Here is a 13,878-nt window from a genome sequence, read left to right on the forward strand (position 1 = left end):
TTTACACTGGATGAAACCGGCGACCGACGGAGTGAAAACCGATACTATAACTCCTCCAGCATGATGTTTTTCCAGCGAACTTTGATTCCCCCGCCGTCGTGGATCTGGAGCGCAATAGACCCCACCCCGGCGCCTATTTTAGCGTCTTCGAAATCGACCATTGCGTTGCCATTAAGCCAGGTTTGTACTTTGTCGCCAACCGCCCGGATGCGAAGTGTATTCCATTCACCCATTTTCAGAAATCCTTCTTTTTCGTCCGGAATCTGAACCAGCCAGTTGCGGCCATACGATTCGTAAATTCCACCTGTGTCGTGATTTGGAGGTGCCACTTCCACCTGCCATCCCGATACTTTCGTTCCATCAACAGTCGACCGGAAGAAAACGCCGCTGTTACCATTCGCCTCCTGTTTGAACTGCAACGAGAGATCAAAATTCTTATAGAATTTATCTGTCGTTAAATACCCGTATTTTTTGTCCGGGCCGCTTTCGCAGATCAGTTCACCATTTTCTACATACCATTTTTCAGTTCCATTGATTTTCCAGCCAGTGAGGTCTTTGCCATTGAATAGTTTGACAGGCTTCTTTTCTGGTGCGGCAGGACGCTCTTTTAGAACAAAAAAAGCCGAATTTATGAACAAAATGGAGGCACAAATCAGCAATAACTGTTTTGGTTTTAACATAGGAATGTGGGGATTAGGATTAAAAAAAATACTTTAGGGATGTGGTGAAAATACATTTTCCATTAGTTTTACGGAAAATAAACGATTGGAAAGCTATGAAAAAAAACCGTTTTATGGGGCGTTTTGCCACATTTTTTTTAATTGCATGCATTTGTTCAGCCGTGATTTATTCCTGCAAGGAAAAGAATGAGGACATTGTTAAGCCAATTACCATTACGGATATCATTTTAAAAAATGACCAATTCAGTATCTTGCGAGATATCATGCTTTACGCAAAGATGAGCGACGCAATGCGTACAGAAAATTACACACTCTTTGCACCGGATAATGCTGCTTTTGGTCGGGCAAACATCTCCAGTTCTTCCGTTATCACGTCAATGACGGTGGACTCTGCCAGGCTTTTTCTTCAAAATCACATCCTAAAAGGTGTTTATTCACTAGCGGATTTGAAAGTAGGAACAGCTGTTGCTCTGAACAGCGAAAAACTGACCATCGCAAAAGTTGACAGTAATATCGCTGTCAACAGCTCTGAGATTAAGATTTCAAATGTAAAAGCCGCCAATGGTATCGTTCAGGTGATCGACAGCGTGCTAGTTAGATATAAAAAGTAGACGCCCCAAACGGAAAAGGCCCCGCAGATGGTTTTCTGCGGGGCCTTTTCCGTTCATGACCTTTAAAACTGCTCTGTGTGGGCAAAGAAGAAATTACCTTCGATTTCTGCGTTTTCGTCAGAATCAGATCCGTGGATAGCATTGGCTTCCATAGATTTAGCAAACAACTTACGGATCGTTCCGTCTTCTGCATTGGCAGGATTGGTAGCACCAATCAGGGTACGGAAATCGGCTACTGCATTTTCTTTTTCCAGGATCATCGGAACAATTGCTCCTGATGACATGTACCTGCAAAGGTCGTTATAGAAAGGGCGCTCCTGGTGAACAGCATAAAACTGCCCTGCAAGTTCCTGGGTAAGTTTTGTCTTTTTCAAAGCTACCACACGAAATCCGGCGGCTTCGATCATTTTAATAATGGAACCTGAGTGACCGTCCTTTACAGCGTCCGGTTTAATCATGGTGAATGTTCTATTCGTTGGCATACGCTCGGCTGAATTTATTTTTTAGTGCAAAACTACTGTTTTTCATTTTATATCCTCTACAGATCCCGCATTAACATGCCTGCAACGATAAAACACGGCCCATATCCAGCCTTTAGCGTTCAGTATTAAGCAAATCCCAACAGTTTTATTAATTTTGAGTTCTCATTACGGCAAGTGAATTCCTCTTTTGAATTAAATAACTGTGAATCAAACGATTGAAGAGCTGAGCTCTTTTTTATCCCTTCCCCAAAAAATCATCATAACGATGCACCGCGACCCTGACGCCGACGCGCTTGGATCTTCGCTTGGGTGGGCAAGTTATCTGGTCAAAAAAGGACATGATGTAACCGTAATAAGCCCAACGGATTATGCAGCTAACCTACGCTGGATGTCCGGGATGGACAAGGTGCTCGTTTACGAAAGGCAATCGGAACAGGGCAAATGCAAAAGAAAGATCGAACAAGCTACATTGATTTGCTGTCTTGATTTTTCGGCCCTATCCAGATTAAAAGATCTCGGGAAAGTGGTTCAGGAGGCTTCGGCAATTAAATTGATGATTGACCATCACCTTGAACCTGAGCTTTTTGCAAAATGGATGATCTGGGACACTCATGCAGCTGCCACAGCCCAGCTTGTGTACGCGTTGGTCAGGGAAATGGAGGCCGGATTGACCACCCGGGAAATTTTCGACATACCTATGGCGGAGTGCTTATACGCAGGTATAATGACGGATACAGGCTCATTCAGGCACGCAAACGTAACGCCCGAAGTGCACCTTGCAGTCGCCGACCTGATGCTAACAGGTTTTGACTGCAGCCGCGTTCACCGTTTGATTTATGATAATGCGCCTTTATCGAGACTACAGTTTTTGGGTTATGTGCTTTCCCAAAAGCTTGTTGTTCTTCCACAGTACCGCACGGCTTATATGGTTTTGACGGAAGCTGAGCTATCTAAGTTCAACTCAAGCTCCGGCGAGACGGAAGGTATCGTGAACTACGGCCTGCAGGTAGAAAACGTAGTGATGTCTGCCATGTTCATCGAAAGAAAGGGCGAGGTGAAAATTTCTTTTAGATCGGTGGGCACCTTTTCCGTCAGGGACCTTGCAAGTGCTCATTTTAGTGGAGGAGGACATAAAAACGCCTCGGGTGGACGGTCAGAACAATCAGTAAATGAAACTGTTGCCTATTTTTTAAGCGTACTTCCCCTATACCAACAGGCCCTTTTGAACGTTGAGTAAAATTAAATTTGTACATCAAAATTCACCAAATATTTTTCTAATTAACACAATCCAATGAATCTTAAAACAATCGGTTATGCGATGGGCATAACTATTCTCACAGCTGCTTGCAACAAGTATCGTACGCAGGTTACGGAAAGCGGCCTTAAGTATCAGGTATTTGACCACAAAGATGATGCGAGAAAAGCGAAGCTCGGAGACATTATGACGTTCCACTTGGTTCTGAAAAATGGCGCTGATTCGACGTTAAGAAACACATACAAAGAAGGCACCCCTGCAAAAATGGTGTTGCAGCAGCCACAATACAAAGGCAGCTTCGAGGAAGGACTTGCTCTGCTTTCAACCGGTGATAGTGCGAAATTCATTATTAACGCGGATACGCTTTTTGCAAAGATCGGCCAGCCTATGCCACCTATGATTAAAAAAGGCTCGGAGTTGAGTTTTTCGGTAAAAGTGCTAAGCATTTTAACCTCTGAGGAATTTAAGAAACAACAATCTGAGGCAAGCGACAAGCAAAAGGTGATCGACAACAAGATCATTGAGGACTATCTTGCTAAAAATAATCTGAAAGCAAAATCCCGCAAAACAGCTTCGGGGCTGTATTATGTATCGCTAGCGGAAGGTGCTGGCGCAAGCCCGGTAGCGGGTGATAATGTCAAAGTACACTATACCGGAAAATTCCTGGATGGGAAAGTATTTGACAGCTCCAAAAACCAGGGTAAGCCACTCGACCTTCAGGTAGGGGCAGGAATGGTTATTCCTGGCTGGGAAGAAGGAATTATGTTGATGAAAAAGGGTGACAAAGGAATCCTGATCATCCCTTCCGGCCTGGCTTATGGCCCTGAAACTTACGGACCAATCCCAGGCAATTCCGTATTGCAGTTTGAAATGGAGCTGATCGATTTCAGCAAAGGCGCACCACAGCCGACAGGTCCTGCGGCTGTACCACCAAGCAGATAATTCAAACGATATTTTAAACGGCCGCTTCGCAAGAGTGGCCGTTTTTTATGTAAAATGCATTCGTTTATCCCTATATCAATTTTATGAAACTTTGTTTTGCTACCAATAATGTTCATAAACTAGAAGAGATCCAGGCATTACTAGGAGACCAGTTTGAACTTCTGACTTTGCAGGAAATTGGATGTGACGCGGAAATTCCTGAACCTTTTGATACCATAGCTGAAAATTCCCTGGGAAAGGCCAAATACATTTTCGAGCACTTCGGGATCAATTGCTTTGCAGACGATACCGGTCTTGTTGTGAATGCACTTCATGGAGAGCCGGGGGTTAAATCCGCCCGATATGCCGGTCCACAACGCGACCCACAGGACAATATGCAGTTGCTATTGGCAAATCTCTCCTCAAAACACGACCGCGACGCGCGGTTCACTACAGTAATTACGCTGGCTTTAAATGGGCTTTACCATCAGTTTGAAGGCCATGTAGAAGGACAGATCATTTTCGAACAGAGAGGAAACCAGGGTTTCGGATATGATCCAATTTTTATGCCTAATGGTTATGAAAAAACTTTCGCTGAAATGACTTTACAAGAAAAATCCGAACTTAGCCACAGGTCCAGGGCCTTTGCGAAGCTGGTGGCTTTTCTGAAAACCAAATAATTCTGTTCATTCAACTAAACTATTCAACCGTGGCGGATTTCAATGCAGATGATTACCGGATAGATGGCTCCAAGAAATTTGACATTAAGAAGGCAAAAACACGCTTTAAGGACATTTATAAGGACAAAGATGAATACGAGTCCATACAAACGGACTCAGCCCGCGAACTGGACGCCTTACAAAGCATGATGTATGCCCATAACCGATACGGGCTGCTGGTTATATTCCAGGCTATGGATGCGGCCGGCAAAGATGGTACAATCAAGCACGTACTGTCGGGTGTTAATCCGGTAGGAGTTAAAATCCATTCCTTCAAAAGGCCTACCGAAGCGGAACTTGGCCATGACTTTCTCTGGCGGACGAATTTGGTCCTTCCTCAGCGCGGCACCATCACCATATTCAACAGAAGCTATTATGAAGAGGTATTGGTTGTTAAGGTAGAGCCGGACATACTTACAAAATCACAGCGACTCCCTCAGGAGCTAACAACCGATCTTGACAAAGTCTGGAAACACCGGTATGCCGATATCCGTAACCTTGAGAAGTACCTTTACAGAAATGGGATTAGGGTGATCAAGTTCTTTCTGAATGTTTCCAAAAAAGAGCAGGCGTCCAGGTTGATCGAAAGAATTGAGGACCCTTCGAAAAACTGGAAGTTTGAAGAGCAAGACGTGAAAGTTAGGGACAAATGGGATGAATACATGCTTGCTTACGAAGATGCCATTAATGCGACTGCTTCTAAAAAGGCCCCCTGGTATGTTGTTCCTGCAGATGATAAGAAAAATCTCAGGCTGACCGTTGCAAACATTATTGTCGAAGAACTGAAAAAACTGGATATGAGCTATCCTGAGTCCGGGCCGGAAAGAAGCGAAGAGTTACACAGGTTCATTGATGTGATTAACAAACAAAACCAGGCAACCTGAAGGTCTCATGTTTTAAACGGGGCGCAAATAGAAAAGGCGGCCAAATGATCGGCCGCCTTCATAGCTATGCATGGTGTGAACTTATCCGTTTTACTTGATGGTAAAATTACCACCGCCGATTTTATAACCTTCCGCGTATAATTCAACATTATATTTTCCTGGTCGGAACTGCGAAGTATTATCGTATAGCAACTCAACTTTCTGGTTATTATTCTGATATGCTACAGTTTCACGGGTAGTAAATTTCGAAGGCGCACCATCCACTTCAAATTCTCCGGAGCCAGTGGCATTATCTGACAAAACTGCTCCTTCCGGGTCAAGAACCCTCACATAAATATCCTTCGACTCTTGTGCGGTAAGCTCGTTCTCTGGAAGATTGAAGACCAGTTTCAGTTTATCAACTTTCTTGGATTTATACTCTTCCCTTTCTTTTACTTTACCTCTTGAATTAACAGTCAAAATTTTCAGGTTTTGAGCTTTAAGAGCCGCTGCCTTACTTACCTTTTCACTCAGCTCTTTATTAGCAACTGTAAAGGTCGTCACAGAATCGGTTAATTCAGCCTGACGTTGGACAAGTCTCTCACGTTCGCTTGTCAATGTCCCAACGTGGATACTCAACGAATCATTTGAAGCCATCAGATGTTCATTTTCAGCTTTCAGTTGAGCAATCATCTCGTCCTTCTCTGTCAAGAATTTTTCATATTCCTTGATTTTTCCAAGATACTTGTTGGTTTCAACTTTTCTGCTGCGGCTAAATGCAAGCTTATCGGCTTCCAATTTCTCTTTAACCTTGGTAAGCTCGGTGATGTCGCCACCCAACCTTTCGACTTCTGCAATCTTGGCATCCAGAACTGTAGAAATGGAGTCCAGTTTGGTTTTTGTCACCGCTAATTCCCTCGCTTTTTCAACTACCATTGATTCCTGCTGAGTCAACTCTTGCTTCTGAGTTGTGAACAGGTAGCCAAACATGGCCGTCGCTAGCCCCAGGACAACTACCATTGCCCAAGCTATACTTTGCTTATTTTTTTGTTCTTGCTGCATTGATTTAGAATTGTTTTGTGTGATTTAGTTTACCTGTTGACGAATTGTTCAGGGTATTGATACTTCATCAGCCAATTTTATGCCGAAATCGGATCTAAGGCCTATTCATAATGTCTAAGCTTGCATTGTATCCTTAAATAATGCCAAAAAAGAGCCCAAACGACCATTTTTAGGCTCTTTTTCATTCTTTGAATTCTCAGAGACAATTTCACCGACCTGATCATCCATGCCTGAAAAGCTACTCGAAATTTGGGTAATGTTTACCCAAACTATGGTGTAAGGATACAATGCAATGAATGGGCACAACCCGTTATAATCCAATTTTTGATGTAATCTGAAAGGATTTCTTTTGCATAAATAACAACTTCTGATAACCCGTTACAGAAATAGAAGATACCTGCCAGAGATTATCTCGTTCAGCAAGCGTTAATTCCAGGATTTTCTCAGATTCATAAATCTTATTTGTCGATTTAAGCAATGCTTTTACGTATATCGGTTGTTTCACAACCGAGTCAGTTATGATTGTCAAGTACTGTACAGGCAAATGGACGTTTGGTTTCAGCTTATACTCATAGTGGGAGGAATCCTTGCGGACAACATCATAACTCTGGCGGTACGAAGACTTATTGATATCGGCTTGCAGGAAAAGCCCCAATTCCTTTTTCCAGTTAATTTCGCTCGTTTTCGCTGTCTCTGTCTGGTCGTTTAGCTGAACCGTCTTGTAGACCTCGGGCCTTTTTTCTTGCAGGTAAATGGCCTGCTTTTCAATAAAATCTTTTAAATCGTAATAGTACTTTTCGCCTTTTTTGTCATCTTTTCCAGTCTGACACGCTGCCGCTATAGCGAATAGACCAATAAGATATAAAAGAGAAACAGTGTTTGAAAAACCTGAATGCATACGAGGTTGGTAATATGAAGCAATTGCCGCTTTCCTGATGTATATAAAAGAACAGAGAGCCTTTTCAGAGCCCTCTGCAAACAACATCATTTGGATCAAATAAATTACAGAATGCTCGTTCCTGTCATTTCGGCGGGCTGCTGAATACCCATTAATTCTAAAATAGTCGGAGCAATATCTGCAAGTTTACCATCCTTTATCGAACCATGGTATTCATTATCCACCAATATGCATGGCACCAGGTTCAACGAATGCGCGGTATTCGGCGATCCGTCATCATTTATCATATAATCGGAGTTTCCGTGATCGGCAATGATAATGGAAGAATAACCATGAGCAAGGCCTGTCGTCACCACCGATTGGACACATTGATCAACAGTCTCACACGCTTTCACTGCCGCCTCAAAGACACCGGTATGACCAACCATATCAGCATTAGCAAAATTAAGACACACAAAGTCTACTTCTTCTTTTTCCAACTCAGGCAGGATCGAATCCCTGATCTCAAATGCCGACATTTCAGGTTTTAGGTCATAAGTTGCCACTTTGGGGGAAGAACATAACAAACGGCTTTCTCCCACGAAAGGCTTTTCCCTTCCTCCTGAAAAAAAGAAGGTAACATGGGGGTATTTTTCAGTTTCAGCAATGCGTATCTGCTTTTTGCCTGCAGCTTCCAGAACCTCACCTAAAGTATTGTTCAAGTTATCCTTGTCAAAAATTACGTCAACGGCCTTGAAAGTATCATCATAATTGGTCATGGTGATATATTTCAGGTTCAGTTTATGCATGTTTTGTTCGTGGAAATCTTGTTGTGTCAATACTTCGGTAATTTCCCGCCCACGGTCAGTCCGAAAGTTAAAGCAAAGTACCAGGTCTCCATCCTCAATTAATGCGAGTGGGATTCCCGCCCCGTCCGTTGCAATAAGCGGTGTGATAAATTCGTCGGTCACTCCTGCTTCGTAAGACTCCTCAACTCCCTTCAAAATATCCGCGGCTGCAACATGTTTTCCTTCACCGTGAACCATTGCATCATAGGCAAGCTTAACCCGCTCCCAGCGCTTATCCCGATCCATCGCATAATAACGGCCGGTGATTGTGGCAATTTGGCCGGTTGTCTGGCTCATTGCATTTTGAAGATCCGTCAGGAAACCGAGGCCACTTTTGGGATCAGTGTCCCGGCCATCAGTAAATGCATGTACAAAAACGCGGTGTACATCTTGATCAGCGGCTATTTTACAAAGCCCTTTCAAATGGTCGATATGTGAATGTACCCCTCCATCAGAAACGAGACCGATAAAATGCACCTTTTTACCGTTTTGTTTCGCATAATTCAGACCCTCTACAAGAACAGGTTCTTTCGCCAGTGTACCTTCCGAAACGGCAAGATTAATCTTGACAAGATCCTGGTAAACCACCCTGCCGGCACCTAGGTTAGTATGTCCTACCTCCGAATTTCCCATCTGGCCATCAGGAAGCCCAACGGCCAAACCGCTTGCTTCAAGCGTGCTATGTGGATATTTCTGTAAAATGCTGTCGTAAAAAGGGGTCTCCGCAGCAATAATAGCAGAACGGTATTCTTCGCCTTTTTTGGCAATACCCCAACCGTCCATGATGATGAGAACTACTTTCTTGCTCAATGTGGTGAATTTTTAAAATTACTCTTTCTTACTCTCTACGGGCTGATTGTTTTCGTCAACGATTACGTAAACCTGCTCCTTCGGCCTCCTCATTAGAAATTTTTCACGGGCCAATTTCTCGAGCATGTTCGGATTGCCAAAAACTTCATTGCGCTCCTTTTTTACCTGATCAATCTTCTCAAGAAGGATGGCCTTTTCTTTCTCCAATTCCTTCATTTTTGTCCTGTTGGAAAAAACTATTCTCAAATTGTTGTTATCCAGCAGGAATATCCAAACCAGCCACGCCAGCAACGTGGCAGTGTAAAAGTTCTTCAAAGAATGCAGAGACCAAAATGGCTTACCTTTCATTTCGAAATGCCTGAAAACAAGAACCGGAGCAAATGCTCCGGTTTTACTTGGTTTACTAAAATTTCAATCCTGGGAAATATGCGCTTTCTCCTAGCTCTTCTTCAATGCGCAACAATTGGTTGTATTTGGCCATACGATCAGATCGCGAAGCAGATCCAGTTTTGATTTGTCCGGTATTCAATGCCACTGCAAGGTCTGCGATAGTAGCATCTTCTGTTTCGCCAGAACGGTGGGACATAATGCTTTTGTAACTATTACGTTTGGCTAGATTAACTGTGTCAATAGTCTCAGTTAATGAGCCGATCTGGTTCACTTTAACAAGTACGGCATTGGCGATTTGAGATTCAATTCCTTGTTGTAAGCGGGTCACGTTTGTTACGAACAAATCATCCCCTACTAATTGGCATTTGCTGCCAACCGATTCAGTGAGCGTTTTCCAGCCAGCCCAGTCATCTTCATCCATTCCATCTTCAATAGAGATAATCGGATATTTAGCAACCCATTGAGTCCAGTAATCCGCCATTTCCAACGAGGTTAACTTACGGCCGTCTGATTTTTTGAAATGGTAAAGCCCGTCTTCGTAAAATTCAGAAACTGCGGCATCCATCGCGATGAAAATTTCTTCGCCCGGTTTATAACCAGCTTTTTCAATCGCTTGGATTACAATTTCAATTGCTTCTTCATTGGATTTAATATTAGGTGCAAATCCACCTTCATCACCTACATTGGTTGAATACCCTTTGCTCTTCAACACAGTTTTAAGTGTGTGAAAAACTTCTACACCCATTCTCAATGCTTGGGAGAATGTATCCGCTTTTGCCGGCATAATCATGAACTCCTGAAAATCGATCGAATTGTCCGCGTGGCTACCTCCGTTCAGGATGTTCATCATTGGAACCGGTAAGGTATTTGCATTAGTCCCGCCTACATAACGATACAACGGCAGGTTAGCTTCCTGAGCGGCAGCCTTTGCAGCAGCAAGAGACACACCCAGGATTGCATTGGCTCCTAACTTTCCCTTGTTAGGCGTACCATCCAGTTCAAGCATAATTTTATCTATCAGGTTTTGCTCGAAAACAGAGCAGCCTATCAGTTCAGGAAAAATAATATCGTTCACATTTTCAACCGCTTTCAAAACCCCTTTACCTACATAAACGCTTTTGTCATCATCACGAAGCTCAACAGCCTCATGTTTTCCTGTTGATGCTCCTGAGGGAACAGCAGCTCGTCCCAGATAACCATTTTCCGTACGTATATCTACTTCTATCGTTGGGTTTCCTCTTGAATCCAGAATTTGTCTTGCATGTACTGACTGAATCGTACTCATGTGCAGCTTGTGGTTTTGATTAAAACTTGGAATATGTTAACGGTACAAAATAACACAAAAAAATCGTCATCCATCAACTAGAATTTGCTTTTGGTTAAATTATCAGATACGCTAACCATAAAAAAACCTCCCTGATCAGGAGGCTCTTTTTCTTAATTTGCACTCAATAACTTTATAAATTCATCAAACAGATATCTAGAATCGTGAGGCCCCGGTGAAGCCTCTGGGTGATACTGTACCGAAAATGCCGGGAAGTCTTTCCTTCTGATTCCTTCTATTGTTTTATCATTCAGGTTGACGTGCGTAATCTCGACATCGGGGTGACTTTCAATCTCATCTGGTTTAACCGCAAAACCATGATTCTGTGATGTAACCTCGCACATGCCAGTAATCAGATTTTTGACCGGGTGATTCAGCCCCCGGTGCCCGTGGTGCATTTTATATGTATTGATTCCGCTCGAAAGTGCCAGTAACTGATGCCCGAGGCATATCCCAAACAGTGGCTTGCTGCTCTTGATCATTTCATTTACGCTTTCTATCGCATAGAGCATAGCAGAAGGATCACCCGGACCATTCGATATGAAAAATCCGTCAGGCTGCCATTCCATCACTTCTTCGAAAGGCGTTTTGGCCGGAAAAACTTTGCAATAGCATCCGCGGGAAGTCAGGTTCTTCAGAATACTTTTCTTGATTCCGTAATCCATTACTGCAACTTTCCATTTGCTCGTATTTTCCTCACCTATGAAATAAGCCTCCTCTGTTGTAACCTGTGACGATAACTCCAGGCCGTCCATCGAAGGGATCTTTTTCAATTCTTCCATCAAACGGGCCTCATCCAGAATTTCGGATGAGATAATCGCATTCATAACCCCCTTTTGCCTTACATGTCTCACAAGATGCCTTGTATCCACATTGCTGATCCCTACAATCTTGGCTCTTTCAAAATACTCCTGAAGAGAAAAGTCGGCAGTATTACGGGAATAAATGGTTGAAAAGGTATTACAAACCATCCCTCGTATTTTTACTGATGAGGATTCTTCTTCATCTTCCAGTTGAACTCCATAATTACCAATATGAGAATTGGTATTGACAATAATTTGTCCGTAGTAGGAAGGATCAGTGTAAATCTCCTGATAACCAGTCATTCCCGTGTTAAAACAAATCTCCCCACCCGTAGTACCGTGGATACCCAAAGCCAATCCTTTGTATGCTGTTCCGTCTTCAAGCAACAACAGGGCTTCCTTTTTTTGATTCATATGCAAGGTAATCTGTGAATGATTTCTTAAAGGAGTGGACAACCCCAATATCATTGGTTAAAAAAATTCGTCGCAAAAATAGTGATTTCTACTCATAAAAAAGGGTTAAACGAAATCGTTCAACCCTTTTCATATTTCTTATCAAATCGCCAAAGCTATTCCTTTTCAGTATCGCCAGGTAATTCTTCTGTTTCCTTTGCCTCCTCAGGAGCCGCCGGTTCCGATTCCTCCACAATGGGATGATCAGCCTTTTTAACAGGCGCTGCTTGTACCTCTGCAGAATCAGCTTTCTTAGTTCCTCCTCTCCTGCTACGGCGCGTTTTCGCTGGTTTATCAGCGTTCGCCAGTAACAATGCATCATTGAAATCAACCAATTCAATCAATGCTGTTTCCGCTGCATCTCCAAGTCTGTTTCCCAACTTGATGATCCTTGTGTATCCACCCGGACGGGCTGCAATTTTGTCCGAAACAACTCCAAAAAGCTCCTTAGTCGACTCTTTGTCATTCAAATAAGAAAATACTATCCTTCTGTTATGTGTAGAATCTTCTTTTGCGCGGGTTAACAGCGGCTCGACATACTTACGAAGCTCTTTCGCCTTTGCTAACGTTGTTTCAATTCTTTTGTGAATAATCAGTGAAGAAGCCATGTTTGAAAGCATTGCCTTGCGGTGAGATGCTGTTCTTCCCAAATGATTATCTTTCTTACCGTGTCTCATTGTTTTTTTGTTTAGTTGCTTCGAGCTGCGACTGGCGCGCTACAGAATACATACTTATAATGGAATATTTAGTTAATCCTCGTCCAAACGATATTTGGCAACATCCATTCCAAATGTGAGTTGTTTGTCAGCCACAAGCTGTTCCAACTCGGTAAGGGACTTTTTACCAAAATTGCGGAATTTCATCATATCCGAAATTTCAAGCCTTACCAAATCACCCAATGACTTAACATCTGCAGATTTCAGACAGTTGTACGCCCGTACTGAAAGATCCAGTTCAGACAATGAAGTCTTCAGGAGCTTTCTCATGCGAAGCATTTCTTCGTCAACCTGATTATCTTCTTCTGCTTTCTGTTTCTCAAACGTCATCGTTTGATCAGAGAATAGCATAAAATGTTGAATCAAGATGTTTGCGGCACCCTTTAAAGCATCCTCGGGATGGATTGATCCATCAGTCTGAATATCAATTAAAAGGCGTTCGTAATCCGTACGTTGTTCTACACGTGTATTTTCAACACTGTATTTGACATTTTTGATAGGTGTGTAGATCGAATCCACAGCGATATAACCAAATGGCAACTCATTTGCACGTGGTTCATCTGCAGGGACATACCCTCTTCCTTTATCCAGTAAAAGTTCCATTTCGAACTCTTTCTGGTCATCTATATGACAAATCACTTGATCCGGGTTCAACACCTCAAAAGCATTGGTAAACTTGCCAATGTCACCAGCGGTTATAGCCGATACATTTTTAAGATTTACAACGATCCTGCTTTCACTCAGATCAGAAACTTTTTTAAAACGAACCATTTTAAGGTTCAGGATGATTTCTGTTACATCCTCAACAATACCTTCGATAGAAGAAAATTCATGAAGAACTCCAGGGAACTTCACACTCGTAATGGCATAGCCCTCCAAAGATGAAAGAAGTATTCTACGTAACGCATTACCAATGGTTACGCCGTATCCTTTCTCTAAAGGCTTAAACTCAAACAACCCGTGAAAGTCATCTGCTTTTTCCATGACGACCTTATCAGGCATTTGGAAAGCTAATATTGACATAGTCCTTGCTCCTTTTATAGTAGTAAATGATAGTTGATCAC

General features: G+C 42.8%; 15 protein-coding genes. 5 read left to right on the forward strand and 10 right to left on the reverse strand.

Annotated elements, in window-relative coordinates; translation table 11 throughout:
* Positions 1-44: 44 nt before the first annotated feature.
* Positions 45-680 (reverse strand): 3-keto-disaccharide hydrolase, encoded by a 636-nt coding sequence (locus AC1XUF_RS13890; protein WP_483342405.1) that lies wholly within the window; start codon positions 678-680, stop codon positions 45-47.
* A 41-nt stretch (positions 681-721) separates the two neighbouring features.
* Between AC1XUF_RS13890 and AC1XUF_RS13895 the strand changes: the two genes are divergently transcribed.
* The gene (locus tag AC1XUF_RS13895; RefSeq protein ID WP_483342406.1) at positions 722-1,291 is read left to right on the forward strand and encodes a fasciclin domain-containing protein; all 570 of its coding nucleotides are present in this window, start codon (positions 722-724) and stop codon (positions 1,289-1,291) included.
* 62 nt (positions 1,292-1,353) lie between these two features.
* Here the strand turns inward: AC1XUF_RS13895 and AC1XUF_RS13900 are convergent, their stop codons facing one another.
* Positions 1,354-1,773, reverse strand: a complete 420-nt coding sequence (locus AC1XUF_RS13900; RefSeq protein WP_483342407.1) for a nucleoside-diphosphate kinase — start codon at positions 1,771-1,773, stop codon at positions 1,354-1,356.
* 202 nt (positions 1,774-1,975) lie between these two features.
* Here AC1XUF_RS13900 and AC1XUF_RS13905 point away from each other — a divergent pair, with 202 nt between their 5' ends.
* From AC1XUF_RS13905 to AC1XUF_RS13920, 4 genes are all read left to right on the forward strand, one after another.
* The gene (locus AC1XUF_RS13905; RefSeq protein ID WP_483342408.1) at positions 1,976-3,010 is read left to right on the forward strand and encodes a DHH family phosphoesterase; all 1,035 of its coding nucleotides are present in this window, start codon (positions 1,976-1,978) and stop codon (positions 3,008-3,010) included.
* A 54-nt stretch (positions 3,011-3,064) separates the two neighbouring features.
* Positions 3,065-3,970: an FKBP-type peptidyl-prolyl cis-trans isomerase gene (locus AC1XUF_RS13910; protein ID WP_483342409.1), complete on the forward strand. Its 906-nt coding sequence runs from the start codon at positions 3,065-3,067 to the stop codon at positions 3,968-3,970.
* An 83-nt stretch (positions 3,971-4,053) separates the two neighbouring features.
* On the forward strand, positions 4,054-4,629 hold the full coding sequence (gene rdgB / locus AC1XUF_RS13915) for an RdgB/HAM1 family non-canonical purine NTP pyrophosphatase (protein ID WP_483342410.1): 576 nt from the start codon (positions 4,054-4,056) through the stop codon (positions 4,627-4,629).
* 29 nt (positions 4,630-4,658) lie between these two features.
* Positions 4,659-5,552 (forward strand): polyphosphate kinase 2 family protein, encoded by an 894-nt coding sequence (locus tag AC1XUF_RS13920; RefSeq protein WP_483342411.1) that lies wholly within the window; start codon positions 4,659-4,661, stop codon positions 5,550-5,552.
* Between the two features lie 90 nt (positions 5,553-5,642).
* Here the strand turns inward: AC1XUF_RS13920 and AC1XUF_RS13925 are convergent, their stop codons facing one another.
* From AC1XUF_RS13925 to AC1XUF_RS13960, 8 genes are all read right to left on the reverse strand, one after another.
* Positions 5,643-6,593 carry a hypothetical protein gene (locus tag AC1XUF_RS13925; RefSeq protein ID WP_483342412.1) on the reverse strand — a complete coding sequence of 317 codons (951 nt, stop codon included), beginning with the start codon at positions 6,591-6,593 and terminating at the stop codon, positions 5,643-5,645.
* 310 nt (positions 6,594-6,903) lie between these two features.
* Positions 6,904-7,581: a hypothetical protein gene (locus AC1XUF_RS13930; protein WP_483342413.1), complete on the reverse strand. Its 678-nt coding sequence runs from the start codon at positions 7,579-7,581 to the stop codon at positions 6,904-6,906.
* A gap of 14 nt (positions 7,582-7,595) precedes the next feature.
* Positions 7,596-9,128: a 2,3-bisphosphoglycerate-independent phosphoglycerate mutase gene (gene gpmI / locus AC1XUF_RS13935; protein ID WP_483342414.1), complete on the reverse strand. Its 1,533-nt coding sequence runs from the start codon at positions 9,126-9,128 to the stop codon at positions 7,596-7,598.
* An 18-nt stretch (positions 9,129-9,146) separates the two neighbouring features.
* Positions 9,147-9,476 carry an FtsB family cell division protein gene (locus tag AC1XUF_RS13940; protein ID WP_483342415.1) on the reverse strand — a complete coding sequence of 110 codons (330 nt, stop codon included), beginning with the start codon at positions 9,474-9,476 and terminating at the stop codon, positions 9,147-9,149.
* A gap of 55 nt (positions 9,477-9,531) precedes the next feature.
* Positions 9,532-10,803: a phosphopyruvate hydratase gene (eno, locus tag AC1XUF_RS13945; RefSeq protein WP_483342416.1), complete on the reverse strand. Its 1,272-nt coding sequence runs from the start codon at positions 10,801-10,803 to the stop codon at positions 9,532-9,534.
* 152 nt (positions 10,804-10,955) lie between these two features.
* On the reverse strand, positions 10,956-12,059 hold the full coding sequence (gene carA, locus AC1XUF_RS13950; RefSeq protein ID WP_483342417.1) for a glutamine-hydrolyzing carbamoyl-phosphate synthase small subunit: 1,104 nt from the start codon (positions 12,057-12,059) through the stop codon (positions 10,956-10,958).
* A gap of 155 nt (positions 12,060-12,214) precedes the next feature.
* A complete protein-coding gene (gene rplQ, locus AC1XUF_RS13955; RefSeq protein ID WP_483342418.1) occupies positions 12,215-12,775 on the reverse strand; it encodes a 50S ribosomal protein L17 in 561 nt (186 codons plus the stop codon).
* Between the two features lie 72 nt (positions 12,776-12,847).
* On the reverse strand, positions 12,848-13,837 hold the full coding sequence (locus AC1XUF_RS13960; RefSeq protein ID WP_167266916.1) for a DNA-directed RNA polymerase subunit alpha: 990 nt from the start codon (positions 13,835-13,837) through the stop codon (positions 12,848-12,850).
* Between the last annotated feature and the right edge of the window lie 41 nt (positions 13,838-13,878).

This window comes from Dyadobacter sp. HNCC25DJ185, assembly GCF_056895195.1.